This window comes from Aureimonas sp. AU4 (assembly GCF_001463765.1).
Lineage (GTDB): Bacteria > Pseudomonadota > Alphaproteobacteria > Rhizobiales > Rhizobiaceae > Aureimonas.
Genome location: NZ_BBWK01000043.1, coordinates 33,697 through 58,976 on the forward strand (window position 1 = coordinate 33,697; position 25,280 = coordinate 58,976).

The 25,280-nt window shown below is 70.5% G+C and carries 16 protein-coding genes; 12 read left to right on the forward strand and 4 right to left on the reverse strand.

Annotation, left to right across the window (positions count from 1 at the left end; genetic code table 11):
- Nucleotides 1-50 precede the first annotated feature (50 nt).
- The 3 genes from AUL35_RS13445 to AUL35_RS13455 are packed head-to-tail and all read right to left on the reverse strand — an operon-like array spanning nucleotide 51 to nucleotide 6,629.
- Entirely contained in the window at nucleotides 51-947 is an 897-nt protein-coding gene (locus AUL35_RS13445) for a transglutaminase family protein (protein ID WP_062015595.1), read from the reverse strand.
- Nucleotides 944-3,313: a circularly permuted type 2 ATP-grasp protein gene (locus tag AUL35_RS13450; RefSeq protein ID WP_244493772.1), complete on the reverse strand. Its 2,370-nt coding sequence runs from the start codon at nucleotides 3,311-3,313 to the stop codon at nucleotides 944-946. The genes AUL35_RS13445 and AUL35_RS13450 overlap by 4 nt, the downstream gene beginning before the upstream one ends.
- Complete coding sequence (locus AUL35_RS13455; protein WP_062015597.1) at nucleotides 3,303-6,629, reverse strand: DUF2126 domain-containing protein; 3,327 nt, start codon at nucleotides 6,627-6,629, stop codon at nucleotides 3,303-3,305. The genes AUL35_RS13450 and AUL35_RS13455 overlap by 11 nt, the downstream gene beginning before the upstream one ends.
- 210 nt (nucleotides 6,630-6,839) lie before the next feature.
- On the opposite strand from AUL35_RS13455, the gene AUL35_RS13460 reads away from it, so the two are divergent.
- From AUL35_RS13460 to AUL35_RS13510, 11 genes are all read left to right on the forward strand, one after another.
- A complete protein-coding gene (locus tag AUL35_RS13460) occupies nucleotides 6,840-7,958 on the forward strand; it encodes a putative zinc-binding metallopeptidase (protein WP_062015598.1) in 1,119 nt (372 codons plus the stop codon).
- Between the two features lie 161 nt (nucleotides 7,959-8,119).
- On the forward strand, nucleotides 8,120-10,036 hold the full coding sequence (gene treZ, locus AUL35_RS13465) for a malto-oligosyltrehalose trehalohydrolase (RefSeq protein ID WP_062015600.1): 1,917 nt from the start codon (nucleotides 8,120-8,122) through the stop codon (nucleotides 10,034-10,036).
- Complete coding sequence (gene malQ / locus AUL35_RS13470) at nucleotides 10,029-11,888, forward strand: 4-alpha-glucanotransferase (RefSeq protein WP_062015602.1); 1,860 nt, start codon at nucleotides 10,029-10,031, stop codon at nucleotides 11,886-11,888. The genes treZ and malQ overlap by 8 nt, the downstream gene beginning before the upstream one ends.
- Nucleotides 11,889-11,919: 31 nt before the next feature.
- Nucleotides 11,920-14,628 carry a malto-oligosyltrehalose synthase gene (gene treY / locus AUL35_RS13475; RefSeq protein WP_062015604.1) on the forward strand — a complete coding sequence of 903 codons (2,709 nt, stop codon included), beginning with the start codon at nucleotides 11,920-11,922 and terminating at the stop codon, nucleotides 14,626-14,628.
- 11 nt (nucleotides 14,629-14,639) lie between these two features.
- Nucleotides 14,640-15,425: a ThuA domain-containing protein gene (locus tag AUL35_RS13480; protein ID WP_062015606.1), complete on the forward strand. Its 786-nt coding sequence runs from the start codon at nucleotides 14,640-14,642 to the stop codon at nucleotides 15,423-15,425.
- On the forward strand, nucleotides 15,425-16,480 hold the full coding sequence (locus AUL35_RS13485; protein ID WP_062015607.1) for a Gfo/Idh/MocA family protein: 1,056 nt from the start codon (nucleotides 15,425-15,427) through the stop codon (nucleotides 16,478-16,480). Before AUL35_RS13480 ends, AUL35_RS13485 begins: the two co-directional genes overlap by 1 nt.
- 474 nt (nucleotides 16,481-16,954) lie before the next feature.
- Nucleotides 16,955-17,869, forward strand: coding sequence for a DMT family transporter (locus tag AUL35_RS13490; RefSeq protein ID WP_062015609.1), 915 nt, complete (start codon nucleotides 16,955-16,957; stop codon nucleotides 17,867-17,869).
- A 185-nt stretch (nucleotides 17,870-18,054) separates the two neighbouring features.
- Entirely contained in the window at nucleotides 18,055-18,450 is a 396-nt protein-coding gene (locus AUL35_RS13495; RefSeq protein ID WP_062015611.1) for a VOC family protein, read from the forward strand.
- Nucleotides 18,451-18,514: 64 nt separating this feature from the next.
- The gene (locus AUL35_RS13500; protein ID WP_062015613.1) at nucleotides 18,515-19,054 is read left to right on the forward strand and encodes a gluconate 2-dehydrogenase subunit 3 family protein; all 540 of its coding nucleotides are present in this window, start codon (nucleotides 18,515-18,517) and stop codon (nucleotides 19,052-19,054) included.
- 109 nt (nucleotides 19,055-19,163) lie between these two features.
- Nucleotides 19,164-20,732, forward strand: a complete 1,569-nt coding sequence (locus AUL35_RS13505; protein WP_062015615.1) for a GMC family oxidoreductase — start codon at nucleotides 19,164-19,166, stop codon at nucleotides 20,730-20,732.
- Between the two features lie 70 nt (nucleotides 20,733-20,802).
- Nucleotides 20,803-21,249, forward strand: a complete 447-nt coding sequence (locus AUL35_RS13510) for a pseudoazurin (protein ID WP_062015617.1) — start codon at nucleotides 20,803-20,805, stop codon at nucleotides 21,247-21,249.
- 49 nt (nucleotides 21,250-21,298) lie between these two features.
- On the opposite strand, the gene AUL35_RS13515 is transcribed toward AUL35_RS13510, so the two are convergent.
- The gene (locus AUL35_RS13515) at nucleotides 21,299-21,595 is read right to left on the reverse strand and encodes a ribbon-helix-helix domain-containing protein (protein WP_062015619.1); all 297 of its coding nucleotides are present in this window, start codon (nucleotides 21,593-21,595) and stop codon (nucleotides 21,299-21,301) included.
- A gap of 216 nt (nucleotides 21,596-21,811) precedes the next feature.
- Between AUL35_RS13515 and pyc the strand changes: the two genes are divergently transcribed.
- Nucleotides 21,812-25,273: a pyruvate carboxylase gene (pyc, locus tag AUL35_RS13520; RefSeq protein WP_062015620.1), complete on the forward strand. Its 3,462-nt coding sequence runs from the start codon at nucleotides 21,812-21,814 to the stop codon at nucleotides 25,271-25,273.
- The last annotated feature ends 7 nt before the right edge of the window (nucleotides 25,274-25,280 follow it).

Sequence of the window (25,280 nt, forward strand, 5' to 3'; positions counted from 1 at the left end):
CCCTTTCGATCGGGAGGATGAGGATTCGTGGTGAACGCTTCCTTGCTCCTTCAGGCGGCGGCCGGTTCCTCGAGCGCCACCATGTCGACGCTGTGGCGCGTGCGCTGGGGGCCGGAGGTCATCAGGACGCCGTCGATCGGCGCGACGTCGGCATAGTCGCGCCCGACCGCGACGAGGACATGGTCCTCCAGCGCGAGGCAGGCGTTGGTCGGGTCGAAACCGATCCAGCCGGCCTCCTCGCCGAGCCAGACCTCGACCCACGCATGCATGGCGTCGGCGCCCGCCAGACGCGGCTTGCCGGGCGGGGGGAGGGTGCGCAGGAAGCCGCTGGCATAACGCACGGGTATGTCCAGCGCGCGCAGGCCCGCGATCAGGAGGTGGGCGAAGTCCTGGCATACCCCGGCACGGCGCTCGAAGGTCTCCTCGACCCGGGTCGAGACGTTGGAAACGCCCGGCGCGAAGCGGAACTCCGTGCGGATGCGGCGACTCATGGCCAGAAGGGTCTCGCCCAGGGGGCGCGCGGCGTCGAGGTCCTCGCTCAAGTAGCGGCCGACGGCGGGCGAGGGCTCAACGAGACGACCCGCGCCCAGGAAATGAGCGGGCCCCTCGCCCTCGCTCTCGCGCGAGGCGCCCGCTGCCGCGCGCAAGGACGCGAGGGCCGGCGTCGCGCCGAGGCGGGGCGCCGGGCGGTCGACCGCGACCACGAGCCGGGCGTCGACGGCGAGCGCGGCGTGCGGCTCGCGGATCAGGAGATGGTCGGTGGCGTTGCCGAAGAAGTCCGGCTCGGTCTCGATCTCGGCGGGGCGCGGCGCGATGTCGATGCGCGCGCTTTCTACCCTCTGGCCGGCATCCTCGCGCGGGGTGACGCGCAGGACATGGCGCGCGTCCTTGACCGTGCCGCGATAGCCGTAGCCGATATGGAGGTGGATGCGGTAGCGCACCGTCATTCGGCGTCCCAGCGCTCCGTGGCGCCCTCCGGCTCGGCGGCGAAGAAGCGTTCGGTGAGAAGATCGGAGATGTCGGCAAGGTCGCGTGCGACGCGCCCGAGCCAGGCGGCGTTCACCTCGCCCGGCAGCGCGGTCTCGAGGCGGACCTTGAGGCGCGCGGCGCGGCGCGAGGGCGGATCGAGGCTCTCGCCCGGACGGTTTCCCGGCATCTGCGCCAGAAGCTCGCGCAGGGCCTCGACCTGGTAGGCGACAGAGCGGGGATTGAGCGGGTCGAGCGCCACGAGATCGAGGACGCTCGGCGCCGAGAGCTCGACCGAGAAGCGGCGCCGGTAGGTCATGCGGCTGTCGGCATAGTCGAGAAGGGCGTCGAGCACGCCCTCGTCCTCGACCGCCAGGAAGGCCGCGCCGATTTCGGCCGCCAGAAGCCCGCGCTCGAGGCGCCGGCCGCACTGGAGGAAGCGCCAGCCCGAGAGGCGCACCATGTTCTCGCCGACAAGGCCCGAGAAGCCGGCAAGGCGCGTCAGAAGGCGATCGGCAAGGACATCGTCGTCGCGCCCTCCCGGCCCTGCCACGGCCTCGTCGAGCACCTCCACGATCTCGTGCAGGACGCGCCAGCCGTCGGGCGAGAAGCGGTCGCGGATGCGCGAGGCGATGTCGTAGGCGCCGCGCGCGAGCTGCCGAAGGCCAAGGGCCGCGTCCTCGCCGGCCTGGGCGACGCCCGAGCGCACGAGAAGCGCGGCGCGCGTCTCGGCCAGCTTGCCGGACGGCGCGTCGGCGGCCAGGGCCGCGCGCCACAGGCGCACCGCCGCCTCCAGCCGTTCCACGGAACGGCCGAGCCAGAAGAGGTTGTCGGCGGCGCGCGAGGGGAGGGAGCCGGGCAGGCGGCGCTGGAAGCCGTCCGCGGGCGGCCCGAGCAGCGTGACGGGGCGCTCCTCTCCTTCCGCCGCGATCCAGACGTCGAGCGAGCGCCCGCCGGCCGCGATCGCCTCGACGTCGGAGCCGGCGCCGGGCGCCGCGCGCGCGAAGCCTCCCGGCATCACCTCCCAGCCCCCCGGCCCGCGCGCGAGGAAGACGCGCAGCGTCACGGCGCGCGGCACGAGGCGCCCGCCCTCCAGGACCGGCGTCGTGGAGGCGGCGGGAGCGCGCCGGGCGGCCAGCTCGCTCCAGCGCTCCCCGGCGGCTGCCTCGACCGCCGCCTCGGCCCGGCCCGGAAAGCCCTCGACCGTCCGCCAGCCCGCCTCGCGCGCCCGCTCTCGCGCGGCCGGCTCGCCCAGCCACAGCGTCTCGGGCGAGGCGAGCGCGAGGGGCTCGCCCAGAAGCGCCACCGCCATCGCCTCCTCGAAGGCGGCGAAGGCCGGCGTCTCGGCCAGCCCCGAGCCGAGCGCGTTGACGAGATGGAGGTTGCCCGCGCGAACGGCGCGCACCAGGCCCGGCGTTCCGAGGCGCGAGCGCGACTTCAGCTCCAGCGGATCGGTCCAGTCGGCGTCGAGGCGCCGCCAGAGCACCGAGACCGGGCGCAGCCCCTCGACGGTGCGCACCCGCGCCTCGTCGCCATGAACGGCGAGATCCCCGCCTTCCAGAAGTTGGAGGCCGAGATAGCGGGCGAGATAGCTGTGTTCGAAATAGGTCTCGTTGGAGGGACCGGGCGTCAGGAGACCGGGCCGCCCGCCCCCCTCCGGACGGCCGCCCAGCGCGTCCAGCGTCTCGCGGAAGCGGGTGAAGAAGCCGGCCAGGCGCCGCAGCCGATGCGCCTTCGCCAGATCGGGCAGGGCGCGCGCGGTGGCAACGCGGTTCTCCAGGGCGAAGCCGGCGCCGGACGGCGCCTGCGTCCGGTCGGCGACGGCCCACCACCTCCCGGCCGCGTCCCGGCGCAGGTCGATCGCGAGGAAGCCGAGGAGAGGCCGCCCGCCCGACGCCTGGTTCGCCAGAGGGCGCAGGAACTCGGGGTTCGCGCCGACGAGCCGGCCGGGCAGGACGCCCTCGCGGATCAGGCGCCGCGCGCCGTAGAGGTCGGCCAGAAGCGCTTCCAGAAAGCCGGCGCGCGCCTTGAGGTCGCGCTCCAGCCCGCGCCATTCCTCGGGCGAAAGGATGAGAGGCGGAACCGCCAGCGGCCATTGCCGCTCGCCGCCCTCGCCGCCCGCCCGGTAGAAGACGCCGGCCTCGCGCAGGTATTGCGCGGCCGAGCCGAGGCGCCGCTCGCGCTCCTCGGCCGACAGGGCGCCCAGCGCCTCGATCAGCGCCCGGTAGTGCGGGCGCACGCCCCCGCCATCGGCGCGCATCTCGTCATGCGTGCCGGGGGGCGGGACGTAGCCGTCCAGAAGCGGGCTTCCCGCCGCGGGCGTGCGGGCGAGGCGGTCAGAGCGCAAGGGAGGCGGGCCGGCGCAGGTCCAGCGTCAGGGGAAAGTTCGGATCGGGCAGCTCGGGCGGCGGCGCGAAGCCGCCGGCCGTGTGGCCGATCTCCTCGAAGCGGGCGAGGCGCCGCGCCTCGGCCTCGTAGCCGTTGACCGGGAACGTGTCGTAGGCCCGCCCGCCGGGATGGGCCGTGTGGTAGCGGCAGCCGCCGAGCGAGCGCCCGTTCCACAGGTCGTAAAGGTCGAAGGTGAGGGGGGCGTGGACGGGAATCGTCGGGTGGAGGCCGGAGGCCGGGGCCCAGGCCTTGAAGCGCACGCCGCCCACCGCCTCGCCGACCCGTCCGGTCGCGGTCAGCGGCACGGTGCGCCCGTTGCACGTGAGCCGATGGCGCGAGGGATCGAAGCCGTTGAGCTTGGCCTGGAGGCGCTCCACCGAGGAGTCGACGAAGCGCACCGTGCCGCCGATGGCGCCGGTCTCGCCCATGACGTGCCAGGGCTCCAGCGCCTGATTGAGTTCCAGCGAGACGCCGCCCTCGAGCGCGACGCGGCCGCAGAAGGGAAAGCGGAACTCGGCCTGCGCCTCGAACCATTCGGGCCGCAGCGGATAGCCGGCCTCATCGAGCTCGGCGAGGACGTCGAGGAAGTCCGCCCAGACGAAGGCCGGCAGCATGAAGCGGTCGTGGAGCTGCGTGCCCCAGCGCGCGAGCCGCCCCGAGGCGGGTTCGCGCCAGAGCTTGGCGACGAGCGCACGGATGAGAAGCTGCTGGGCGAGGCTCATGCGCGCGTGCGGCGGCATCTCGAAGCCGCGGAACTCGACGAGGCCGAGCCGCCCGGTCGGTCCGTCCGGCGAGTAGAGCTTGTCGATGCAGATCTCGGAGCGGTGCGTGTTTCCGGTGACGTCGGCCAGAAGGTTGCGGAACAAGCGGTCCACCAGCCAGGGCGCGGGCGGCTCGCCCTCGCCGGGCGGCGGCACGTTCGCCATCGCGATCTCGAGCTCGTAGAGCGCGTCGTGGCGCGCCTCGTCGACGCGCGGCGCCTGGCTCGTCGGGCCGACGAAGAGGCCCGAGAAGAGGTAGCTCAGCGAGGGGTGGCGCTGCCAGGTGAGGATCAGCGACTTCAGAAGGTCGGGCCGGCGCAGGAAGGGCGAGTCGGCGGGCGTCCGGCCGCCGAGCACGACGTGGTTGCCGCCGCCGGTTCCCGCGTGCCGCCCGTCCACCATGAACTTGTCGGTGCCGAGCCGCGAGTGGCGCGCGTCCTCGTAGACGCCGGTGGTGATCGCGACCGCCTCGTCCCAGCTGTGCGCGGGATGGACGTTGACCTCGACGACGCCGGGATCGGGCGCGACGCGGATGACGTCGAGGCGCGGGTCGAAGGGCGGCGCGTAGCCCTCGATGCGAAGGGGCAGGCGATGCTCGGCAGCGGCCGCCTCCACCGCCGCCAGAAGCTCCAGATAGTCCTCGACCCGCTCCACCGGCGGCATGAAGACGTGAAGCACCCCGTCGCGCGGCTCGACCGCGAGCGCGGTGCGCACATGGCCCGCGATCTCGGTGTCGGAGGCGGTGACGGGCGCCTGCCAGCGCCCGGCGTCGGCCGTGTCGATGCGCGGCTGCGTCTGTCCCAGAGCGGCGCGGGGCGGCAGGGGCGGGAAGCTTTGCTGCGGGTCGGCGGGGTGGGTGTAGGGGTAGAGCGCGGGCGGCAGGTGCGGCAGCGAGGAGAGCGGCAGGCGATAGCCGAGCGCGCTGTCGCCGGGCACGAGGAAGAGGTGGCCGCGCCGCGTCCGCCAGCGCTCCGACAGCCAGCGCCGGCCATCCGCCTGCCAGGGCTGCACCGGCAAGACCGCACCGACCGGCCGGCCGAGTCCCCGGTCGAAGACGCGCGCGAGGCGCTGGCGCTCCTCGGGGTCTTCCAGCTTGGAATCGGCGGGCGAGACGTTGACCGGGAGCTTGGCCTCGCGCGCCACGAAGTAGGTCGGGTCCTCGAAGGCGGGCAGGGCGTTGGCGGGATCGAGCCCGAGGCGCGCGGCGACGCTCTCCAGGATGTGCTGAGCGGCGTCGACGGTCGCGGACGGCGCGTCTTCGGCCGGCGCCTCGCCGGCGACCAGCGCGGGGTCGCGCCAGACCGGCTCGCCGTCGCGCCGCCAGTAGATCGAGTAGGTCCAGCGCGGCAGCGTCTCGCCGGGATACCACTTGCCCTGGCCGTGGTGGAGGAAGCCGCCCGGCGCGAAGCGCTGCTGCAGCCGGCGCAGGAGCGTGTCGGCGAGCCCGCGCTTGGCGGGGCCCGTCGCGTCGGCGTTCCACTCGGGTGCCTCGAAGTCGTCGACCGAGACGAAGGTCGGCTCGCCGCCCATGGTGAGGCGCACGTCCATGCGCTGGAGGTCGGCGTCCACCTTTCGACCCATCGCGTCGAGCGCCTGCCAGCTCTCGTCCGAGAAGGGCTTGGTGACGCGCGGCTCCTCGCGCAGGCGCTGGACCTCCATGGCGAAGTCGAAGGTCGTCTCGGCCGGCTCGACGCCGCCCGCGATCGGCGCGGCCGAGCGGTAGTGCGGGGTGGAGGCGAGCGGCACGTGGCTCTCGCCGGTCAGAAGGCCCGAGGTCGGGTCGAGCCCGATCCAGCCCGCGCCCGGCAGGAAGGCTTCCGCCCAGGCGTGAAGGTCGCAGAAGTCGTGGCTCGTGCCGGCCGGCCCGTCGAGGGCCACCACGTCGGGTTTGAGCTGGATCAGGTAGCCGGAGGTGAAGCGCGCCGCGATGCCGAGATGGCGCAGCGCCTGCACGAGGAGCCAGGTGGAGTCGCGGCACGAGCCCGAACGCTTTTCCAGCGTCTCCTCGGGCGTCTGGACGCCGGGCTCCATGCGGATGAGATAGCCGATCTCGCTCGCCACGCGCCGGTTGAGATCGATCAGGAAGTCGACGCTGCGGCGCGGGGTCCGGTCGACGCCCTCGAGAAACCGCTGAAGACGCGGCCCGGCCATGTCATGGGCGAGATAGGGCGCCAGATCCGCGCCGAGCTCGGCGTCGTAGCCGAAGGGATAGGTCTCGGCCGCGTCCTCCACGAAGAAGTCGAACGGGTTGTAGACCGTCATGTCGGCGAGAAGGTCGACCTCGATGCGCAGCTCGCGCACCGGCTCGGGAAAGACGAGCCGCGCCAGCCAGTTGCCGAACGGGTCCTGCTGCCAGTTCAGGAAGTGCCCGGCGGGTTCGACACGGAGGCTGTAGGCGGGCGTGCGCGTTCGCGAATGGGGCGCGGGGCGCAGGCGCACCGTCTGCGGCCCGAGCCGCACCGGGCGGTCGTAGCGATAATGCGTCAGGTGGCGGAGGGCGGCGAGAACCGGCATGGAATCCGTCGGCTGAGGGCACGGAGGGGCTGAGACCGGACCATAGCCTCTCCCGCGCCGCACACAACCGTCGCAGAGGCGAAGAATGCCGCCGAAACGGGCACCGGGTCCCGATCGGGCGAAGCCGCGTTGTGTCGGGAACCCCGGCCCGCTCCCGCAGTTAGCGGGTGGATCTCCCGTTTTTCCGCGCTGCACCCGAGGGTGTCCGACATGAAGCTCTTTTCCTGCCCGGCCTGCGACCAGGTCGTGTTCTTCGACAACATCCGCTGCGAGCGCTGCGGCCATGCGCTCGGCTACGAGCCGCGTTCCAACCGCATGCTGGCGCTGGAGGCGGACGGCGACGCCTTCGTCTCGATCGAGCGCGGCGGCCGGCGCGCGGAGCGCTGGCGCTACTGCGACAACCACCGCTACGGTGTGTGCAACTGGCTAATTCCGGCCGACAGCCCCGACCTTCTGTGCCTTGCCGACCGGCACAACCTCATGGTGCCCGACCTCTCCGACCCCGCCAACCAAGCGCTCTGGGGAAAGATGGAGGCCGCCAAGCATCGCATGTTCTACACGCTCCTGCGGCTCAAGCTGCCGCTCTGGACGCGCGCCGAGCATCCCGAGGGCCTCGGCTTCAAGTTCCTGGCCGACGACCCGGCGGCCGGCATCAAGGTGATGACCGGCCACGACGAGGGCATCGTCACCGTGGCGCTGGCCGAGGCCGACGACGTGGAGCGCGAAACGCGGCGCAACGCCATGGGCGAGCCCTACCGCACGCTGCTCGGCCATTTCCGGCACGAGGTCGGCCACTGGTACTGGGACATGCTGGTGCGCGACGGCGGGGCGCTGGAGGCATGCCGCGCCCTCTTCGGCGACGAGCGGGTCGACTACGGCCAGGCGCTCCAGGCGCATTACGCCAACGGCCCCAAGTCCGGCTGGCAGGAGCAGTACGTCTCATCCTATGCGGCCTCCCACCCTTGGGAGGATTTTGCGGAAACCTGGGCGCACTACCTCCATATCGTCGACACGCTGGAGGTCGGCGGCTCCTACGGCATGACGATCCACCCGCGCCTTGACCGCGACGGCATCCTCACCACCGATCTCGACTTCAAGGTCTACGACGAGGCGACCACGATCGAGGAGATCGCGGACGCCTGGCTCGCGCTCAGCCAGGCGCTGAACTCGATGAACCGGGCCATGGGGCTGAGCGACCTCTACCCGTTCGTCCTGTCGCGCACCGTGATCGGCAAGCTCGGCTTCATCCACGATCTCGTGCACGGGCGCGTCGGGCAGGCCGCCGCGCCGGCGGGTGCCGCGCCCGCCCGGGGGACCATGGCCGCCTGACGAAATCGTTTGGGCGCCCCTTAGGAAATAATCGCGGGCGCGCGCCCCTGCCGGCGGCGCGGCCCGCTCCAGTTAAGCCTCGCGCGGACGCCGGACGGGACGGCGCGCGGGAGGTCTCCCGCTTTGAATATCTGAGTATCGGACGGAAGGGGCGACGACCTATGGACACCGCTTACGGAGAAACGGCCGCCGCGCAGGCGCCGGCCCAGAACACGTTCGGCTTCGAGACCCACTGGGGCGCGACCTACCGGCCGGACGGAACGCGCTTCCGCATCTGGGCGCCGAGCGCGAACGGTATCGAACTGGCGCTGGCGAGCGACGAGGCCGCCAAGCCCGACAGCTTCCATCCCATGACGAAGAGCGAGGACGGCTGGTGGGAGGTCGTGACCAAGGCCGAGCCCGACCAGTTCTACGGCTTCCGCTTCGAGGGTGACAAGACCTATCCCGACCCCGCCGCCCGGGCGCAAGGGGGCGACGTCCACTGGCTCTCGCGGCTCGTCGATCCCGCCAGCCATCGCTGGCGCTCGGCGGCCTGGAAGGGCCGGCCCTGGCACGAATGCGTCTTCTACGAGCTGCATGTCGGCACGTTCACGCCGGAGGGCACGTTCGAGGCGGCGATCGGGAAGCTCGACCACCTGCGCGACAGCGGCATCACGGCGATCGAGCTCATGCCGGTCGCCCAGTTCGGCGGCCAGCGCGGCTGGGGCTACGACGGCGTGCTGCTTTATGCGCCGCATCAGGCCTATGGCGGCCCTGAGGGGCTGAAGAAGCTCGTCGACGCCGCGCACGAGCGCGGCCTCATGGTCTTCCTCGACGTCGTCTACAACCACTTCGGGCCGGACGGGAACTACCTCCCGGCCTACGTGCCGGAGTTCTTTCATCAGGAGATCAGCACGCCCTGGGGCGCGGCGATCGCCTATGACGAGACGCCGGTGCGCGAGTTCATGATCCAGAACGCGCTCTACTGGATGCAGGAATACCGGATCGACGGGCTGCGGCTCGACGCGATCGACTCCATCAAGGACACGACCGACACGCCGCTCGTGAAGGAGCTGGCCGCCCGCGTGCGGGAGGTGATCACGGACCGCCACGTCCACATCACCACCGAGGACGACCGCAACATCGTCTGGCACATCGACCGCAACGAGGACGGCTCGATCCCGCTCGTGTCGGGCGAGTGGAACGACGACTTCCACCATTGCGCCCACGTGATCGGCACCAACGACCGCGAGAGCTACTACCGCGACTACGACCCGCACTCGACCGAGCAGATGGCGACGGCGCTCGCCACCGGCTTCGTGTTCCAGGGCCAGTATTCCGACCACCGCGAGCGCGACGTCGGCACGGCCTCGGCGAGCCTGCCGCCCACCGCCTTCGTGAACTTCATCCAGAACCACGACCAGATCGGCAACCGCGCCTTCGGCGACCGCCTGCGCTCGCTGGCCTCGGCGCGGTCCTACGACTGCCTCCAGGCCATTCTTCTCCTGTCGCCCCAGATCCCGCTCATGTTCCAGGGTGACGAGTTCGGCGACTGCAACTCCTTCTGCTTCTTCACCGACTTCGACGGCGAGCTCGCCAACGCGGTGTCGAAGGGCCGGCGGCGGGAGTTCAAGAGCTTCGCCGCCTTCGAGGACGAGGAGGCGCAGAAGATCTTCCCCGATCCCAACGACGACATGACCTTCGAGATTTCGCGCCTTGACTGGTCGCAGCTCCTCCAGCCGATCCACAAGCGCCGGCTCCAGGTCACCACCAAGCTCCTCCACATCCGCCAGGAGGTGCTCTTCCCGCTGCTCGACGGCGTGAAGGGTGACTGCGGCATGGCGCTGGTCGAGGAGCGCGCCTTCTGCGTGGTCTGGGAACTGCAGCCGGGCCGCTTCTACCACCTCTTCGCCAACCTCTCGGACGACCCATGGGAGATCGAGGACGGCCTGCTCAACCCGGCGGTCGGCTCGGCCCAGGCCGTCTACGCCAACCACAAGGACGTGGTGGAGCATGTCGGCAACGGCGCCATGCCGTCCTGGACGGTGCTCGCCCTCCTGTCGGACCGCGTTCTCGTGGAAGGCCTCGGCGATGAGTGAGCGTCTGGAAGATCTGGCCGAAAGCCACGGCATCCAGATCCGCTACCGCTCCGAGATGGGCGAACCCATGGCGATCGACGCCGAGGCGCAGGCCGCCCTCCTGCAGGCGCTGAGGGTCGATCCCGAGACCGGCGAGCGGGGACGCTTCGCGGAACTCCAGCATGCGCCGCGCCGGCGCTGCGCGCTGCCCGAGCGCGTGCGCGGCCAGCGCCGCTGGGGCGTGACGTGCCAGCTCTACGCCCTGCGCTCGCGCCGCTCGCTGGGGCTCGGCGACTTCGCCGATCTCGGCCAGCTCGCCGAGATCGCGGCGGCGGTCGGCGCCGACTTCGTGGGCGTCAACCCGATGCACGCGCTGTTTCTGGCCGATCCCGGCCGCTACAGCCCCTATTCGCCCTCGACGCGCCGCTTCATCAACCCGTTCTACGTCGCGGTGGACGCGGTGGAAGGGGGCCTTGATGCGACCGAGCGCCTGCGCGTGGCCGAGCCCGCCTTGTTCGAGGGGCTGGACGGCGAGCTCGTCGATTACGGCGCGGCCGGCATGCTGAAGCGCCGGCTTCTCCACGAGCTCTTCGAGGCTCAGAAGGACACCTTGCGCGACGACGCGACGCTGCGTGCGTTCCGCGACAAGGGCGGCCGGGCGCTTCAGGACTTCGCCCTGTTCGAGGCCCTGTCCGAATCCCGCGTGGCGGCTGGCGAGGGCGCGGGCTGGCACAACTGGCCGACGGAACTGCACGAGCGCTCAGGCGAGGCGGTGCGCCGCTTCGAGCGGGAAAACGCCGACGCCGTGCTCTTCCACCAGTGGCTCCAGTTCCTTGCCGACCGGCAGCTGTCGCAGGCGCAGGAGCGCGCGCTCCGCGCCGGCATGGCGGTGGGCCTTTATCTCGACTTCGCGGTGGGCGTCTCGCCGGACGGGGCCGAGACCTGGGCGGACCCGCAGGTGACGGTACGCGCCGCGCGCGTCGGCTCGCCGCCCGACATGTTCAACTCCGACGGCCAGGACTGGGGCCTCGCCCCGCTCTCGCCGGACGCGCTGGCCGAGCGGAACTACGCCCCGCTGGTCGGCGCCTACGAGAGCCTGATGGACCATGCGGGCGCGATCCGCATCGACCACGCGATGGGCCTCGCCCGCCTCTGGTGGATCCCCGAGACCTCGCGCTCCGCGGGCGGCGGCTACGTGCGCTATCCGCTCGGCGACATGATCGACGCGCTCGCGGAGGTGTCGGAGCGGCGCGACTGCCTCGTGATCGGCGAGGATCTCGGCACCGTGCCGGAGGGCTTCCGCGAGACGGCGGAGGAGGCCGCGATCCTGTCCTACAAGGTGCTCTACTTCGAGCGCTGGGAGGACGGACTCTTCAAGGCGACGACGGAATACCCGGAGCTGTCGCTCGCCTGCATCTCGACCCACGACCTCGCCGCGCTCGCCGGCTGGTGGCACGGCTCCGACATCCGCCTGCGCTCCGAGACCGGGCGGCAGAGCGAGGCGCACACCGCGCGCGACCTTGCCTCGCGCGACCGCGACCGCAAGGCGCTGCTCGGCGCGCTGCGCCACGAGAACCTTCTGTCGCCCCATCTGGCGGGGCTGCTCGACAGCGGCGATCCGCTGCCCGAGCGCCTCGACGCCGAGCTTGCCATCGCGATCCATCGCTTCGCCGCGCGAACGCGCTCCATGCTGTTTGCCGTCCAGGTCGAGGACATGATCCTGTCGGAGCGCCAGCCGAACCTGCCCGGCACGACCGACGAGTATCCCAACTGGCGCATCCGCTCCGAGGTCCTCCTCGAGGACCTGAGCGCGGACGAGCGCTTCCAGGCCATGGCTCGGGCGCTGCGCGACGAGCGCCCGCAACGCGCCTGACCTTCCCTTCTTCCGCTTTCCCGGAGTTTCCATGAGCCGTCCCCTCGTCGCGACCTACCGCCTCCAGTTCCGCGAGGGGACGGGCTTCGCGCAAGCAGAAGGCCTCGTGCCCTATCTCGGGCAGCTGGGAGCCAGCCACCTCTACGCCTCGCCGATCTTCGCCGCCTCGAAGGGTTCCACCCACGGCTACGACGTCGTCGACTACAACCGCTTCGAGCCGGACCTGGGCGGCGACGCGGGCTTCAACGCCATGAGCGACGCGCTGATCCGTGCCGACCTCGGCCTTGTCCTCGACTTCGTGCCCAACCACATGGGCGTCTCGCCGCGCAACCGCTGGTGGGAGGACGTCCTGCGCTGGGGCCGCGAGAGCTGGCACGCCGAGACGTTCGACATCTCCTGGGACGCCGAGAAGATCCTCATCCCCACGCTCGGCAAGCCCTATGGCGAGGCGCTGGAGAGCGGCGACCTCCAGATCGTCTACGACGAGGAGCGGCGCGAGATCCGCTTCTCGGCGTCGGGCTACACGCTGCCGGTCGACCCGCGCACGCTCAGCCACGTCTTCGCCTTCGTGGAGCACGAGGAGCGCGACCGGCTCGTGCGCCGCTTCTCCTCGGCCGTGCCGGCCGACGGGGAGGAACTGGGCGAGCGCTTCGCCGAGCATGTCGCCGACCCCGCCTTCCTCGAGGCCCTCAAGCGGGGCATCGGGGCGATCAACGCCGACAAGGCGGCGCTGCACGCCTTCCACGAGGCGCAGACCTGGCGCCTCGCCTGGTGGCGCCTGGCGCGCGAGAAGCTGTCCTACCGCCGCTTCTTCGAGATCGCCGACCTCATCGGCGTGCGCCAGGAGATGCGGCGCGTCTTCCGCGAGTCGCACCAGACCATCATGCGCCTGGCCCGTGAGCGGCGGCTCGACGGCATCCGCATCGACCACGTGGACGGCGTCGCCGACCCCAAGGGCTACCTGCACGAGTTGGACCAGAACTTCCAGTCGCTGCGCCGCGACGTGTTCATCCATGTCGAGAAGATCCTGACCGGCCCCGAGCGGCTGCGCAAATCCTGGCGCATCGCGGGCACCACGGGCTACGAGTTCATCCAGGCTGTGGCCAACCTCTTCGTGTACGGCGCGCAGGAGGAGGCGATGACGCGCGCCTACCAAGACTTCGTCGGCGAGACCGAGGACCTGCGCGCCATGATCGCCGACCAGAAGCGCGCGATCTTCACCCACAACCTCGCCGGCGAGCTCTCGGTCCTGACGAGCGAGGCGATCAACGTCGCCGAACGCGGCCTCTCGACCCGCGACTTCGGGCGTGACGACCTGTCCCGCTCGATCGTCGAGGTCGCGACCGAGCTGCCGGTCTACCGCACCTATGTCGGCGTCGACGGCGTACCGGAAAAGGACGTCGAGGTGATCGACCAGGCGGTGGCGCGGGCCCAGGCCGGCCGCGAGGTCGAGGCGCAGGAGCCCGTCGCCTTCGTCGGCCGCCTCCTGAAGCTCGCCTTCGAGGACGGGCGCGACGTGACCGGCGCGCTGAAGTTCACGCGCCGCTTCCAGCAGACCACCGGCGCGGTCATGGCGAAAGCCGTCGAGGACACGGTCTTCTACCGCTACAACCGCCTGATCGCCTTGAACGAGGTCGGCGGCGAGCCCGACCACTACGGCGCCGACACGAACGCCTTCCACGATCAGATGCAGATCCGGCTGAAGGACCAGCCCGACGGGCTGATGGCGCTCTCCACCCACGACACCAAGCGCGGCGAGGACGCCCGCGCCCGCATCTACGCCCTGTCCGAGGCGCCCGAAGCCTGGAGCGAGATCGTCGAGCGCGCGGCGGAAGCCCTGAAGGCCTTCCGCGCCGATCTCGGCCACGGCCGCCTTTCGCCCGACCCCGCCACCGAATGGGGCTTCTACCAGTCGCTGCTCGGCGTCCTGCCGGCGGACTTCGACCCCGCCGACGAGGCGGCCGCCGCCGCGATCGCCCAGCGCCTGCAGGCCTTCGCCGAGAAGGCCGTGCGCGAGGCCAAGCGCTTCACCTCCTGGACCGCGCCCGCCGAGGACTACGAGGCGGCGCTGAAAAGCTTCGTCGAGGCCGCGCTCTCGCCCTCGAAGTCCGGCCCGTTCCTCGCCGCCTTCTGGCGCGAGGTGCAGCCCTTCGTGGTGGCGGGCGCGCTGAACTCGCTGTCGCAGACCCTGATCCGCCTTGCCGCTCCGGGCGTCCCCGACATCTACCAGGGCACGGAGTTCTACGACCTTTCCCTTGTCGACCCCGACAATCGGCGCAAGATCGACTTCGAGGCCCGCGCCCGCGCCATGGCGAACGGCGAGGGGGTGCCGGAGGCGCTGGCGCACTGGCGCGACGGCGAGGTCAAGGCCAAGCTCACCGCCGCCGCCCTCAAGGCGCGCAGACAAGCGCCGAACCTCTTCACGTCGGGCAAGTACCTGCCGCTCGAGGTCACCGGGCCGATGGCCGACCATGTGGTGGCCTTCGCGCGCACCGACGACGAGGGGCGCGTGGCGGTCGCGGTGGCCCCGCGCCTCGCCTACAAGCTCCTCGGGCACAAGGCCGAGCGGCCGATGCCCGATCCCGACCGCTGGGCCGACACGGCGGTTCGCCTGCCCTCGCACCTGGCCGGTGCGCGCTTCGAGAACGTGCTCACGCTCCGGGAGGTGCGCGGGGCGCCGGCGCTTCCCTTGCGCGACCTTCTCGCCGATCTGCCCGTCGCCCTTCTTCTCGCCGACTGAAAGGACACGCCATGCCGATCCGCGTCACCGTCTGGAACGAGTTCCTGCACGAGAGCGAAAACGCCGTGGTCAAGGAGGTCTATCCCGACGGCATCCACGAGACCATCGCCCGGAGCCTGCGGGAGGACGGCGAGCTCCAGGTCGCGACCGCGACGCTGCCCGAGCCCGAGCACGGCCTGACGGCCGAGCGCCTCGAGGAGACCGACGTCCTCCTGTGGTGGGGCCACAAGGCCCACGGGCAGGTGGCCGACGAGATCGTGGAGCGCGTGGCGCAGCGCGTCCACGAGGGCATGGGGCTCCTCGTCCTCCATTCCGGCCACTTCTCGAAGATCTTCAAGCGCCTGATGGGCACGCCCTGCTCCTTGCGCTGGCGCGAGGCGGGCGAGCGCGAGCGCCTCTGGGTGATCAACCCGAGCCACCCGATCACGCAAGGCATCGACCGCTTCATCGAGCTGCCGAACTCCGAGATGTACGGCGAGCCCTTCCTGGTTCCCGAGCCGCTGGAGACGGTCTTCGTGTCCTGGTTCGAGGGCGGCGAGGTGTTCCGCTCGGGGCTGACCTACCAGCGCGGGGCGGGGCGCATCTTCTACTTCGAGCCCGGCCACGAGACCTACCCGATCTACCATGACGCCAACATCCAGCGCGTGCTGCGCAACGCGGTGCGCTGGGCCTACAACCCGGCCCGGCCCTGGAAGGGCGTCGCCGAGGCGCCCAACGTGCCGATCGATCAGGCGCGGGAAAAGATCGAGAAGAAGGGCCGTTCGCTGCACAAGGCCGGCGAGGCGGGCTACCGCTGATGAGCGAGAAGCGCATCCTGATCCTGGGCACGGGCGGCATCGCCCATCGCCATGCCGAGCATTTCGGCGCCATTCCCGGCTGCCGCCTGGTGGCCGCCGTCGACACGAACCGCCAGCGCGCGCAGCAGTTCGCCACCGAGCACGCGATCGCGAACGCCTTCGGGAGCCTGGCCGAGGCGATCGCTTGGGGAGAGTTCGACGCCGCCGTGAACTCCACGCCCGACGGCGTTCACAAGGCGACCACGCTGCAGCTCATCGAGGCCGGCAAGCCGGTCTTCTGCGAGAAGCCGCTCGCGGTCGACCATCCCGACGCGATGGTGATGACCCAGGCCGCCGAGGAGGCGGGCCTCGTCAACATGGTGAACCTCACCTACCGCAACGCCCACGCCATCCAGATGGCGCGCCGCATGGTGGACGAGGGGCGCATCGGCACGATCCGCCATGTCGACGCGAACTACCTGCAGAGCTGGCTCACCGGAAAGCACTGGGGCGACTGGCGCACCGAGGAGCGCTGGCTCTGGCGCCTGTCCGCCGCCCACGGCTCGAAGGGCGTGCTTGGCGACATCGGTATCCACATCCTCGACTTCGCGACCTTCGGCTCGGGGCTCGACATCGCGGCGCTCCAGGCGCGCATGAAGACCTTCTCCAAGGCGGAAGGCGACCGGATCGGCGACTACGCTCTCGACGTCAACGACAGCGTCGCCATGACCGTGGAGATGGAGAACGGCGCGCTCGGCGTCATCCACATGAGCCGCTACGCCACCGGCAACCTCAACGACCTCCACCTCACGCTCTACGGCGAGAAGGGGGCCCTGCGCATCTGGGCCAACCAGCTGGACTCGACGCTCCACGTCTGTCTCGGCGCCGACATCGAGACCGCGACCTGGAAGCCGGTCGAGTGCCCGGTGACGCCGCGCAACGAGCATCGCTTCGCCATGGCGCTGATGAGCGGCGAGAACGGCCAGCCGAGCTTCCGCCGCGCGGCGGAGATCCAGAAGCTCCTAGATCTCTGCTTCGTCTCCGACCGCGAGGGCCGGATGCTCAACGTGGAGTGAGCCTGCATTCTTGCGAGAGTTCAATATGACGGGCGGTTGGTCGACCAACCGCCCGTCATGCGTCTCGGACCGGCATGGGCACGCAGCATTGGGACGCCGCCACAGGGGCCGATCTCGCCCGCGGCGGGCCGGGCGGAACGGGCGGGGTCGGGCTCCCTGATGCTCCCCCGCAGCGCCCCGGATTTCTTATTTCCGCCCTTCCGTTTTCCGCGAATTCGCCGCAATTCGTCAGCGAGCCGTAGCGATCACGCCGGCATGTCGAACGGTAAGAGAATATCATCCGATTCAAGCCGTTAAGCCGATTGTGCGGCACGGTTTTAAGCGCTTATCAACCGTCTTGCGCGAGTGTGCGCAGCGCCGACACCCCTTAAGCGAATACGCGCCCGGCGGGCCCTCTTGGAAGGGTCCACCTGGCAAACGATCGTCCGATCGCGATGCCGGCTTTGTCCTGATCGTTCGAAAAGCCCGCATTCCATGCAGACCGGAATCCTGCTCGCCTTCCTGGCCTACCTCGCCTATTCCTGCTCCGACGCCGCCGGCAAGCTGCTGGGGAGCCATATGTCGGTCTTCGAGATCGGCTTCTTCGTGTCGCTGATCGCGCTCATACCCGCCGTCCTCTCCAAGCGGGGCGACGAGACCTGGAGGCAGATCGCGCGGCCCCGCCGCCCCGGCCTCGTCGCGCTGCGCGTCATGACCGGCACGAGCGGCGGCATCACCGCCGTCTACGCCTTCACGCACCTGCCGATGGCCGAGGCCTACGCGCTGATCTTCCTCCTGCCGGTCTTCGTCGCGGTTCTCTCCGCCACGGTGCTGCGCGAGGTGGTGACGGCCTCGCGCTGGCTGGCGCTGCTCGGCGGGCTGGCCGGCGTGCTCCTCGTCGTGCGCCCCGGCTTCAACGCCCTGACGCTCGGCCACCTGTCGGCGCTGGTCTGCGCCTTCTGCGGGGCGTCCAGCGCGATCCTCCTGCGCCAGCTCGGCCCGACCGAGCGGCGCCTGACGCTGGTCGGCGCGGTGTTGACGGGCGCCGTGGTCGTCAACGGCCTTCTGATGGTGCCGAACTTCGTCATGCCCTCGCTCGCCGACTGGCCGATCCTCCTTTTCGGCGGGTTGTGCGCGGGCATCGGCAACATCGCCATGGTGGTGGCCGCCCGCCTTGCGCCCGCCAGCCGCATCGCGCCCGCCCAGTACAGCCAGATCGTCTGGGCAGCCGTGCTCGGCGCCGTTCTCTTCGGCGAGTTTCCCGATCCGCTCGCGGTCGCCGGCATGGCGCTGGTGGGCTTCTGCGGCATGGCGACCCTGACCGGCGGCACGCCCGCGCCCGCCGCCGTGCCGGGCTCCGCGCCCGCCCGGCGCCACTGGACCTCGGCCTTCCGGGGCGCCAAGGCCTGACCGCGCCGCGACCTGCCGCCGCATACCCCGAAAGGCCCGCCCGCAAGGCGGGCCTTTCGCGTTGGAGAGGGGCGTGTCGTAGCATCCTACTACCTGCCCCGCGCCCCGCCCCCTAGACTCGTTCCATCCAAGGGCCGGAGCCTCCAGGCGGCGGTCCCGCAGGCAGGGCAGGGCAGGACCGCGACGTGGCCAAACTCATCCATTCCATGATCCGCGTGCGCGAGGAGGCGCGCTCGGTCGCGTTCTACCGGACCGCCTTCGGGCTGGAGATCGCCGACCGGCTCGACTTCGAGAGCTTCACCCTGATCTACATGAGCAACGGCGAGAGCGGCTTCGAGCTGGAGCTGACCGTCAACAAGGGGCGCGAGCGCCCCTACGACCTCGGCGACGGCTACGGGCACCTGGCCGTGTCCGTCGCCGATCTCGAAGCCGAGCACCGCCGCATGGCGGAGGCGGGCCTCGGACCGAAGGACATCAAGCAACTCGATCATTCCAGCGGCAACCACGCCCGCTTCTTCTTCATCGAAGACCCCGACGGCTACAAGATCGAGGTCCTGGAGAGGGGCTGGCGCTTCCAGTAGGCACGCGCGGCGGCCGGCGCCCCGCTGCCGGCCCCTCGCCCAAGTTTGGGAGGACTTGGCGACCATGATGAAAGAACCCGACCGGGCGGGACCGTCCCGCCGCCGCTTCCTGCAAGGGGCGGGCACGACGCTTCTGGCCATGACCATCCTGCCGAGCGGCCTGGTGCGGGGCGTGGCCTGGGCGCAGATGCCCCGCGCCACCGAGCCCGAGGTCTTCGCCTCGCTCGTCCAGATGTCGCGCGACTGCTATCCCCACGACCGGATCGAGGACAAGCACTACGCCACCGCCGTCGAGATCCTCGACGAGGCGGCCCGCGCCTCGCCCGCCGACCGCGACCTCCTGGAAAAGGGCATGGCCGCGCTCAACAAGTCGGCGACCGAGCGCCACGGCATGCCCTACGCCAAGATCCCCGCCGAGGCGGACCGGGTGGCGCTCCTGCGGGAGATCGAGCAGACGCCCTTCTTCCAGAAGGTGCGCGGCAACCTCGTGGTCGGGCTCTACAACCAGAAGGATCTCTGGCCGCTCTTCGGCTACGAGGGCTCGTCCTTCGACAAGGGCGGCTATCTCAACCGCGGCTTCGACGACATCAGCTGGCTCGGCTGAGCCGGGTCGGCAGCAGCGCAGGCACGCCTATCGTTTCAGCGGCCGAAGGGGCCGGCAACCTCCGCGCCAGACGGGGGATCGCCCCCGCATGGCCAGGAGGAGATGCAAGATGAGTGCACCCTACGACCTCAACGACGACACCGTGTTCGTGATCGTCGGCTCGGGCGCGGGCGGCGGAACGCTCGGCACCCAGCTCGCCCTGAAGGGCATCGACACCGTGATCCTGGAGGCCGGAAAGCGGCACGAGACCTGGGACTTCGTCAACGACGAGTGGGATTCCTTCGCCCAGCTCGCCTGGGGCGACAAGCGCATGACGTCCGGATCGTGGGACATCGCGCGCACCTTCCCGAACCTGCCGGCCTGGATCGTGAAGTCGGTCGGCGGCTCGACGGTGCACTGGGCCGGCGCCTCGCTGCGCTTCCAGGAGCACGAGTTCAAGACGCGCACCCACTACGGCGAGGTGAAGGGCGCCAACCTCCTCGACTGGCCGGTCGACCTCAAGGAGATGGAGCCCTGGTACGCCCAGGCCGAGGAGCGCATGGGCGTCACGCGCACCAACGGCATTCCCGGACTTCCCGGCAACAACAACTTCAAGGTGCTCGAGGCCGGCGCCAAGAAGATCGGCTACAAGGAAGTCCACACCGGCAACATGGCGATCAACTCGCAGCCGCGCGACGACCGCGGCTCGTGCCTGCAGCTCGGCTTCTGCTTCCAAGGCTGCAAGTCCGGCGCGAAATGGTCGACGCTGGTCGCCGAGATCCCGAAGGGCGAGGCGACCGGCCGCCTCGAGGTGCGCCCCGAATGCCAGGTGCTGCGCATCGAGCACGATGCGAGCGGCCGCGTGACGGGCGTCGTCTACGCCGACGCGCAAGGGGTGGAGCAGCGCCAGAAGGCCAAGGCCGTGGCGGTGGCCGGCAACTCAATCGAGAGCCCGCGCCTCCTCCTCAACTCGCATTCCTCAATGTTCCCGGACGGGCTCGCCAACTCGTCCGGACAGGTCGGGCGCAACTACATGCGCCACACGACCGGCTCGGTCTACGGCGTGTTCGACAAGCCGGTCCACATGTATCGCGGCACCACCATGGCGGGCATCGTGCGCGACGAGGCCCGGCACGATCCCTCGCGCGGCTTCGTCGGCGGCTACGAGTTCGAGACGCTGTCGCTCGGCCTGCCCTTCATGGCGGCCTTCCTCGACCCGCAGAAGTGGGGCCGCGACTTCACCGACGCGATGGACAACTACCAGAACCTCGCGGGGATGTGGATCGTGGGCGAGGACATGCCGCGCGAGGGCAACCGCATCACGCTGGCCGAGGAGAAGGACGCCTTCGGCATGCCCGTCGCCTCCGTGAACTTCGACGACCACGAGAACGACACGGCCATGCGCACCCATGCCTATAAGCAAGGCTCGGCCATCTACGAGGCGGTGGGCGCGCGACGCACGATCCACACGCCGCCCTATCCCTCGACCCACAACCTCGGCACCAACCGCATGAGCGAGAACCCGCGCGACGGCGTGGTGGACCGTTTCGGCCGCGCGCACGACGTGCCCAACCTCTTCGTGTCGGACGGCTCGCAGTTCACGACCGGCGCGGCCGAGAACCCGACGCTCACGATCGTGGCGCTGGCGCTGCGACAGGCCGATCACATCGCCGCTCAGATGGGGCGCGGCGAGATCTGAACGCCGCGCCCGCGCGGGGGCCGCAACAGGCCCCGCGCCTTCCCGTCACCCGACGTTCAAAGGCCTGTCCATGTCGCTTTCCAGAACCGCCTTCGCGCTCGTGCTCGGTCTCCTCGCGCTGCCGGGCGCGGGCCACGCGGCCGAGATCGAGGTGAAGATGCTGAACCTCGGGGCGAAGGGCCCCATGGTCTTCGAGCCGGACTTCGTGCGCGCCGCGCCCGGCGACACGGTGGTCTTCGTGCCGACCGACGCGGGGCACAACGCCGAGTCCGTGCCCGGCATGCTTCCCGAGGGCGTCCCGCCGTTCAAGAGCGGCTTCAACAAGGAGTACCGGCTGACCGTCGAGAAGCCGGGCGTCTACGGCATCAAGTGCACGCCCCACTACGGCATGGGCATGGTGGCCCTTGTCGCGGTGGGCGAGCCGGTCAACCTCGAGGCCGCCAAGGCCGTGAAGCATCCCGGCCGCGCGGGCCAGGTCTTCCAGCAGCTCCTGGCCGAAGCCGCGTCCGGCTCCTAGAAGCCGGCGGGTCCGGCAGCGGCCTGACTTCCGAGGCCGTTCCCGGCGTTCACGCCGCGACGAGCACCCGGCCCGCCTGCGCCCTGCCGCTCGCCTGCGCGTGCTTGAGACAGGCGCAGCGCAGAAGCGAGGCGAAGTTGCGCGCCTCGCCGTGCAGCTCCAGCACCTCGTCGTAGAGCACCGTCAGGAAGCGCGGCAGCGTCATGTGCTGCGAGGCGGCCAGCTCCTCCAGAACGCTCCAGTACATGGTCTCCAGGCGGATCGAGGTCGCGTGGCCGCCCAGCCGCACCGATCGCGTCTCGCCCTCGTATTCGGCTTGCGGAATTCCCGAAAACACGTGGCACATGGCTTTCAGTCTCCTCCCTTGATCGCTGAGTTAAGCGCCTTTGCTGCCGGGCGGCAACGGCGGATCGGTCGCGCGCGACATGCCGATTCCCGGGCTTTCGCGACGCGCGGTGACAGGCGGCGAGGCTTATCGCCGCTTGCTGCATTGCAACGCGGACAAAGTTGCAGTTAGCTCCCGCCCCGCGTGCGGCCCCGCCGGCCGCGAAGGGAGACACTCGTGCCGATCTCGAAGATCCTCGTCGCCAACCGTTCCGAGATTGCGATCCGCGTCTTTCGCGCCGCCAACGAGCTGGGGCTGAAGACCGTCGCGATCTGGGCCGAGGAGGACAAGTACGCCCTGCATCGCTTCAAGGCCGACGAGAGCTACCCGATCGGCCGCGGCGCGCATCTCGCCCGCGACCTTGGGCCCATCGAGAGTTACCTCTCGATCGACGAGGTCATCCGCGTGGCGAAGCTCTCGGGCGCGGATGCGATCCATCCGGGCTACGGCCTCCTGTCGGAAAGCCCCGAGTTCGCCGAGGCCTGTGCGGAAGCCGGCATCACCTTCATCGGCCCGACGGCCGACACGATGCGCCGCCTCGGCAACAAGGTCGCCGCGCGCAACCTGGCCGTCGAGGTGGGCGTGCCGGTGGTCCCGGCGACCGACCCGCTGCCCGACGACATGGAGGAGGTGAAGCGCCTCGCCGAGACGATCGGCTATCCCCTGATGCTGAAGGCCTCGTGGGGCGGAGGCGGGCGCGGCATGCGCGCGATCCGCAGGGCGGAGGACCTCGCGCGCGAGGTGACCGAGGCCAAGCGCGAGGCCATGGCCGCCTTCGGCAAGGACGAGGTGTATCTGGAGAAGCTCGTCGAGCGCGCTCGCCACGTCGAGGTCCAGATCCTCGGCGACCGGCACGGAAACGTCGTGGACCTCTTCGAGCGCGACTGCTCGATCCAGCGTCGCAACCAGAAGGTCGTGGAGCGCGCGCCCGCGCCCTACCTCGACGACACGAAGCGCCGGGAACTCGCTGCCTATGCGCGCACCATCTGCGCGGCGACGAACTACGTGGGCGCGGGAACCGTCGAGTTCCTGATGGATGCCGACACGGGCGCCTTCTACTTCATCGAGGTCAACCCGCGCATCCAGGTCGAGCACACGGTCACCGAGGTCGTCACCGGCATCGACATCGTGAAGGCGCAGATCCACATCCTCGACGGGCACGCGATCGGCACGCCGCAATCGGGCGTGCCGCGCCAGGAGGACATCCGTCTCAACGGCCATGCCCTCCAGTGCCGCATCACGACCGAGGACCCCGAGCACAACTTCATTCCCGACTACGGCCGCATCACCGCCTATCGCGGCGCGACCGGCTTCGGCATCCGCCTCGACGGCGGCACGGCCTATTCGGGCGCGATCATCACGCGCTTCTACGACCCGCTTCTCGAGAAGATCACCGCCTGGGCGCCGAGCCCCGAGGAGGCGATCGCGCGCATGCACCGGGCGCTGCGCGAGTTCCGCATCCGGGGCGTCGCCACCAACCTCACCTTCCTGGAAGCCATCATCACGCATCCGGCCTTTGCGGCCAACAGCTACACGACGCGCTTCATCGACACGACGCCGGAACTCTTCGCGCAGGTGAAGCGGCGCGACCGCGCGACCAAGCTCCTGACCTATCTCGCCGACGTCACCGTCAACGGCCATCCCGAGACGCGCGGGCGTCCCAAGCCCCCGGCCGACGCCCGGGCGCCGGTCGCGCCCGTCTTCCCGAACGAGATCCGTCCGGGCTCGCGCCAGCGGCTGGAAGAGCTGGGCGCGGAAGGCTTCGCGCGCTGGATGCGGGAACAGAGCCAAGTTCTCGTCACCGACACGACCATGCGCGACGGGCACCAGTCGCTGCTCGCCACCCGCATGCGCACCCACGACATCGCGGGCATCGCCGAGTCCTACGCGCGCGGCCTGCCGGAGCTTCTCTCGCTCGAGTGCTGGGGCGGCGCGACCTTCGACGTCGCGATGCGCTTCCTGACCGAGGACCCGTGGGAGCGTCTGGCGCTCGTCCGCGACCGGGCGCCCAACATCCTCCTCCAGATGCTGCTGCGCGGCTCCAACGGCGTCGGCTACACCAACTATCCTGATAACGTCGTCCAGCTCTTCGTGCGCCAGGCGGCCCAGGGCGGCGTCGATCTCTTCCGCGTCTTCGACTGCCTGAACTGGGTCGAGAACATGCGCGTCTCGATCGACGCGGTGCTGGACTCCGGCAAGCTGTGCGAGGGGGCGATCTGCTACACGGGCGACCTGTTCGACCCGGAGCGCTCGAAATACGACCTGAAGTACTATGTCGGCCTCGCCAGGGAGATGGAGCGCGCGGGCGTCCACATCCTCGGGCTCAAGGACATGGCGGGCCTCCTGAAGCCGAACGCCGCGCGCGTCCTCGTCAAGGCGCTGCGCGAGGAGGTGGGGCTGCCCGTCCACTTCCACACGCACGACACGTCGGGCATCGCGGGGGCCACGATCCTGGCCGCCGTCGAGGCGGGCGTCGACGCGGTGGACGCGGCGATGGACGCCCTGTCGGGCAACACCTCGCAGGCGTGCCTCGGCTCGGTGGTCGAGGCGCTGCGCGGCACGGAGCGCGATCCCGGCCTCTCGGCCGACGCGATCCGCCGCATCTCCTTCTACTGGGAGGCGGTGCGCACCCGGTACGCCGCCTTCGAAAGCGACCTCAAGGGACCGGCCTCGGAGGTCTATCTCCACGAGATGCCGGGCGGCCAGTTCACCAACCTGAAGGAACAGGCGAGAAGCCTCGGCCTCGACACGCGCTGGCACGAGGTGGCCCGCACCTATGCCGAGGCCAACCGCATGTTCGGCGACATCGTGAAGGTCACGCCCTCCTCCAAGGTGGTGGGCGACATGGCGCTGATGATGGTGGCGCAGGACCTGTCGGTGGCCGACGTCGAAAGCCCGGGCCGCGACATCGCCTTTCCCGACTCCGTCGTCTCCATGCTGCGCGGCGACCTCGGCCAGCCGCCGGGCGGCTGGCCGGAGGCGCTGCAGCGGAAGGCTCTCAAGGGCGAGGCGCCGATCACGGTGCGCCCCGGATCCCTGATCCCGCCGGCCGATCTTTCCGCCGAGCGCAAGACCATCGAGGACAAGCTCGGCCGCGGCGTCTCGGACACCGAGTTCGCCTCCTACCTCATGTATCCGAAGGTCTTCGCCGACTACGCCCAGGCCGCGGAGACCTACGGGCCCGTCTCCACCCTGCCGACGCCGAACTACTTCTACGGCGTCGAGACCGAGGAGGAGATCCTGGTCGATCTCGAGCCCGGCAAGACGCTCGTGGTGCGCTGCCTCGGCACGGCCGACACGGACGAGAAGGGCAAGCGGACCGTGTTCTTCGAGCTCAACGGCCAGCCGCGCCGCATCAAGGTGCCCGACCGCTCGAACGGCGCGGCGGCCAAGGCGCGGCCGAAGGCCGAACCCGGCAACCCCGCCCATCTCGCGGCCCCGATGCCCGGCGTCGTCTCCTCGCTCCTCGTCCAGCCGGGCGCGAGCGTGCGGGCCGGCGACGTCCTCCTCTCCATCGAGGCGATGAAGATGGAGACCGCGCTGCACGCCGAGCGCGACGGCACGGTCGAGGCCGTCCACGTGCGCGCCGGCGATCCGATCGACGCCAAGGACCTGCTGGTGGTGTTCACGGCGGGCTGAGGATCGG

What these genes read in the sequence shown, in the direction of transcription:
- treY (WP_062015604.1), top strand. Translation starts at nt 11,920, where the DNA reads ATGAGCCGTCCCCTCGTCGCGACCTACCGCCTCCAGTTCCGCGAGGGG.
- malQ (WP_062015602.1), top strand. Translation starts at nt 10,029, where the DNA reads ATGAGTGAGCGTCTGGAAGATCTGGCCGAAAGCCACGGCATCCAGATC.
- AUL35_RS13500 (WP_062015613.1), top strand. Translation starts at nt 18,515, where the DNA reads ATGATGAAAGAACCCGACCGGGCGGGACCGTCCCGCCGCCGCTTCCTG.
- AUL35_RS13485 (WP_062015607.1), top strand. Translation starts at nt 15,425, where the DNA reads ATGAGCGAGAAGCGCATCCTGATCCTGGGCACGGGCGGCATCGCCCAT.
- AUL35_RS13455 (WP_062015597.1), bottom strand. Translation starts at nt 6,629, where the DNA reads ATGCCGGTTCTCGCCGCCCTCCGCCACCTGACGCATTATCGCTACGAC.
- treZ (WP_062015600.1), top strand. Translation starts at nt 8,120, where the DNA reads ATGGACACCGCTTACGGAGAAACGGCCGCCGCGCAGGCGCCGGCCCAG.
- AUL35_RS13505 (WP_062015615.1), top strand. Translation starts at nt 19,164, where the DNA reads ATGAGTGCACCCTACGACCTCAACGACGACACCGTGTTCGTGATCGTC.
- AUL35_RS13480 (WP_062015606.1), top strand. Translation starts at nt 14,640, where the DNA reads ATGCCGATCCGCGTCACCGTCTGGAACGAGTTCCTGCACGAGAGCGAA.
- AUL35_RS13445 (WP_062015595.1), bottom strand. Translation starts at nt 947, where the DNA reads ATGACGGTGCGCTACCGCATCCACCTCCATATCGGCTACGGCTATCGC.
- AUL35_RS13460 (WP_062015598.1), top strand. Translation starts at nt 6,840, where the DNA reads ATGAAGCTCTTTTCCTGCCCGGCCTGCGACCAGGTCGTGTTCTTCGAC.
- AUL35_RS13515 (WP_062015619.1), bottom strand. Translation starts at nt 21,595, where the DNA reads ATGTGCCACGTGTTTTCGGGAATTCCGCAAGCCGAATACGAGGGCGAG.
- AUL35_RS13490 (WP_062015609.1), top strand. Translation starts at nt 16,955, where the DNA reads ATGCAGACCGGAATCCTGCTCGCCTTCCTGGCCTACCTCGCCTATTCC.
- AUL35_RS13510 (WP_062015617.1), top strand. Translation starts at nt 20,803, where the DNA reads ATGTCGCTTTCCAGAACCGCCTTCGCGCTCGTGCTCGGTCTCCTCGCG.